This is a genomic window from Saccharopolyspora sp., assembly GCF_017434145.1.
Lineage (GTDB): Bacteria > Actinomycetota > Actinomycetes > Mycobacteriales > Pseudonocardiaceae > Saccharopolyspora_C > Saccharopolyspora_C galaxeae.
On record NZ_JAFRFW010000960.1, the window covers coordinates 1 to 3,816 of the forward strand.

A 3,816-nucleotide genomic window follows, 5' to 3' on the forward strand; every position below is an offset into this window, starting at 1 on the left:
ACCACCGGCACGCCCGCGGCCCGCGCGGTCGCCCGCGCGGTGGCCTTGTCGCCCATCAGCTCGATCGCCGAGGCCGGTGGGCCGATCAGCACGAGTCCCGCGTCCTGCACCGCGCGGGCGAACGCCGCGTTCTCGGACAGGAAGCCGTAGCCGGGATGCACGGCGTCGGCGTGGGTGCTGCGCGCGGCCTCCAGCAGCGCGGCGGAGTCCAAGTAGGACTTCGCGGCGGGCGACGGGCCGATGTGCACCGCGTGGTCGGCCAGCTGGACCCACCGGGAGTTCTTGTCGGCGTCGGAGTACACCGCGACGGCCTCCACGCCCGCGGTGTGGCAGGCGCGGATGATGCGTACCGCGATCTCGCCCCGGTTCGCGACCAGGACCCGCCCCGGCCCCGTCATGCTTCCACGACCTCGATCAGTTCCTGCCCGGCTTCCACTTCGTCGCCGTCGTCGAGCAGGAAGCGCCCGATGGTTCCCGCGGACTCGGCCTTGACCTCGGTGAAGGTCTTCATCACCTCGATGAGCGCGATCGTCTCGCCTTCCCGGACCGCGCCGCCGACCTCGACGAACGGGTCCTGGTCAGGCGAGGGGCGGCGGTAGAACACGCCGGGGAGTGCTGCGCTGACGGTCGACATGGGACCTCCTCGTCGATATCGGGTTGGTTTGCCGGGCCGGGTTCATCCGGAGACGGCGGCGCGGACCTTCTCCAACCGCGCGGTGCGGTCCCGGCGCGCGGCCATCGCCGCCTCCACGTCGACCGGTACGAAGCCGACCCGGTCCCCGGTGCGGGCCTGCGCGATGCGGTCCCGATCCACCGAGATCACGGTGCCGACGGTGGCGTAGCCGCCGCCGGTGACCGCGTCGCCGAGCAGCACGATCGGCTCGTTTCCGCCGGGCACCTGCACCGAGCCGATCGGATAGCCCAAGTCGACCACGTTGGCCGGGTCGCTGCCCGCCCCGAACGGCTGCTCGCGCTCGACGAAGTCGATCGTGCCGCCGCGCAGCCGGTAGCCGACCCGGTCGGCGTCCTTGGTGACCTTCCACGTCGTTTCCCCGAAGGACTCCAGCGCGGCCGCGGTGAGCCGGTAGGCGCACAGCCCCACCACCAGTCGCAGTTCGGCCTCGCCGCTGAAGTCCGGGCGCAGCTCGACCGGAACCGCGGTGCCGGGTGCCGGGCTGCTGGCCGGGCGCTCACCCAGCGGCAGCCGGTCGCCCTGGGCGAGCGAACGGCCCTCGAACCCGCCGATGCCGGTGAGCGTGTAGGTCGACCGCGAGCCGAGGTATTCGGGCACGGCCACGCCACCGCTGATCGCGACGTACGGACGGGCGCCGGAGCGCAGCATCTCGAAGCCGAGCACGTCGCCGGTGCGCACCAGCAGCGTTTCCCACGGCGGCACCGGTTCTCCGTTGATCCGGGCGGGAGCATCGGCGCCGGTGATCGCGATCTGGCGTTCGTCGGTGAACTCCAGCTCGGGACCGATGTAGGTGGCCTCCAGCGCGGCCGCGCCGACCGGATTGCCCACCAGCATGTTCGCCACGCGGTAGGAGAACTGGTCCAGCGCGCCGGACGGCGGCATCCCGATGGCGTACTGCCCGTCGCGGCCCAGGTCCTGCACCGTCGTGGACAGCCCTCCGGAGCGGACGATGACCTCGCTCATCACAGCACCTCCAGCAGCCGGCGGTTGAACCCGTCCGGATCGGCCAGGAACTCCGACGGGGAGAACTCCACCGGGCGGGTGTGGTAGCGGAACGTCCCGGCCTCCACTTCGCCGCGCAGCCGGTCGTACTCGGCGCGGTCGATGGCGCGGTAGCGCAGGATGTCGCTCGGCTTGGGGAAGGCGATGTGCTCGGCGAAATCCGGCAGCCGCTGGGCGAGGTCGAAGACCGGCGCCGGGGCGATCCCGAACAACTGGTACCCGCCTGCGCCGCGCACCGGGTAGACCACGGCGAACGCGCCGCCGTAGCCGAATGCCCGTTCCGGGGTGTCGGTTCGGGGCCGCACGTACTTCGGAACCTCGATCTGCCGCTCGCGCGGGACCATCTGGTAGCAGAACGGGAGACCGGGCACGAATCCGAGCATCGTGACGATGAACGGCGCACCCGTGATCGCGTCGATCAGCTCCGGAACACCGGAGAATCCGTTGATCCGCGCGGCGTATTCCAAATCCGTCACCGACGGGTCCTGGTGGTTGTCCCGGAACCGCAGCAGTGTTTCCCGGGTCCACGGATCGTCGAACAGCACCGGCACGTCGACGATCCGCGTCGGTACCACGTAGTCCGCGGGCAGCTCGCCCGCCGAGTGCTCGAGCCTGCGCAGCTCGTCGGCCAGTTCCACCGGGTGCAGCCGGTCCGGGTCCAGCCGGACCATGTAGGAGGCGTTCGAGGGGCAGATGTCCACGATGCCGTCGACGTTCTGCTCGCGGAGCGCGCCGGTGATCGCCATCGCCTTGAAATTCGCCTGGAGACTCATTTCCTGATCGAGTTCGACGAAGATGAATTCGTCGCCGCCGAACTCGTACCGAGCGGGAGGCAGGTCCGTGCTCGTCGCTGCCATGTCGACCTCCTCGGGCCTCGGAGGTGATCTGCCGTGCATCGAGGATGCGCCGAAGCCATTGGCCGCGCAGGGGCACGGCTGTGAACTCGATGGACGGCGCTGGGAAAATCGCACGTTCGGGTCACCATAGCGGCCGGTCCCGGGCGGCCGGTACGCGCGAACGCAGGCACCCGGTTGCGCCGAACGGCGGCGCGATGCGCGGCACGGCCGCGCCCGCAGCGGCCGAACGGAGCACTGTGCTCGACCGGTGGCTGCGGGAGCATGGCTCGTACCATCGGCACGCGGCCGGCGGATCATCGCAGGGCAAGGCCCGGTTTCGGCCGCTGCAGACGCTGCGGGAGGTGGGTCGGTTGCAGGTTCTCGTCGATCTCAACGCGGACGCCGGGGAAAGCTTCGGCAGGTGGCAGCTGGGTGCAGACGAACGGCTGATCCCGTTGGTCAGCTCGGTGAACATCGCGTGCGGATGGCACGCCGGGGACCCGGCCACGATGCGTGCGTCGCTGCGGATCGCGCGCGAGGCCGGGGTCGCGGCGGGCGCGCACCCGGGGTTCCCGGACCTGGCCGGGTTCGGCAGGCGCGCGATCTCGTTCAGCCCGCGGGAGGCGGCGGACGCGTGCCTCTATCAGTTCGGCGCGCTGCGGGCGCTGGCCGACGAGATGGGTGTGCCGATCACGCACGTCAAACCGCACGGTGCGCTCTACGGGCTCACGTTGCGGGACGCGGCCGCGGCGCAGGCGGTCGGGGAAGCGGTGGCGGCCGCGGCGCCCGGTGTTCCGGTCGTGCTGCTGGCCGGGCAGACCGCGGATCAAGTCGCCGAGCGCGGGATTCCGGTGGTGCGCGAGGCGTTCGCCGACCTCGACTACGACGACGCCGGGCACATCATCATCGAACCGAACCCGGTCGCGAAGGACCCGCAGCGGTGCGCCGAGCAGGCGTTGGCGGTGCTGCGCGGTGAAGTCACCTCGGTCAACGGCAACGCCGTGCCGGTCCGGGCCGAAACGATCTGCCTGCACGGCGACCGGCCGAACGCGGTCGAGGTGGCGGGCGCGGTTCGCGACGCCTTCGCCGCCGAAGGCGTGGAACTCGCCGTGATGAGCGAGGTGGTGCGCCGCGGGACCAGCGGTGCGGCCACGGCGACGGGGGAGGCCGCACCGGCCTGACCGACCCTGCTCGGCCGGAGGAACGGAGCGTCCGGCCGCGCCACCTCGCCGGACCTGCTCAGGTGGTGGGGAGCAGCTCTTCCCGCAGCGCGACCCGGTGGTC

At 71.5% G+C, this 3,816-nt stretch carries 5 protein-coding genes; 1 reads left to right on the forward strand and 4 read right to left on the reverse strand.

Annotated features, from left to right (window positions below; translation table 11 throughout):
• The 4 genes from IJH84_RS25900 to IJH84_RS25915 all read right to left on the reverse strand — a co-directional run.
• The coding region (locus tag IJH84_RS25900) for a biotin carboxylase N-terminal domain-containing protein (protein WP_295150011.1) at positions 1 to 398 on the reverse strand (398 nt) is incomplete at its 3' end.
• Positions 395 to 634, reverse strand: a complete 240-nt coding sequence (locus tag IJH84_RS25905) for an acetyl-CoA carboxylase (protein WP_200069461.1) — start codon at positions 632 to 634, stop codon at positions 395 to 397. The genes IJH84_RS25900 and IJH84_RS25905, both read right to left, overlap by 4 nt.
• Positions 635 to 676: 42 nt before the next feature.
• Positions 677 to 1,657, reverse strand: a complete 981-nt coding sequence (locus IJH84_RS25910) for a biotin-dependent carboxyltransferase family protein (RefSeq protein WP_295150018.1) — start codon at positions 1,655 to 1,657, stop codon at positions 677 to 679.
• The gene (locus tag IJH84_RS25915; protein WP_295150021.1) at positions 1,657 to 2,553 is read right to left on the reverse strand and encodes a carboxyltransferase domain-containing protein; all 897 of its coding nucleotides are present in this window, start codon (positions 2,551 to 2,553) and stop codon (positions 1,657 to 1,659) included. Before IJH84_RS25915 ends, IJH84_RS25910 begins: the two co-directional genes overlap by 1 nt.
• A 350-nt stretch (positions 2,554 to 2,903) precedes the next feature.
• Between IJH84_RS25915 and IJH84_RS25920 the strand changes: the two genes are divergently transcribed.
• Positions 2,904 to 3,713 (forward strand): 5-oxoprolinase subunit PxpA, encoded by an 810-nt coding sequence (locus tag IJH84_RS25920; protein ID WP_200069884.1) that lies wholly within the window; start codon positions 2,904 to 2,906, stop codon positions 3,711 to 3,713.
• The last annotated feature ends 103 nt before the right edge of the window (positions 3,714 to 3,816 follow it).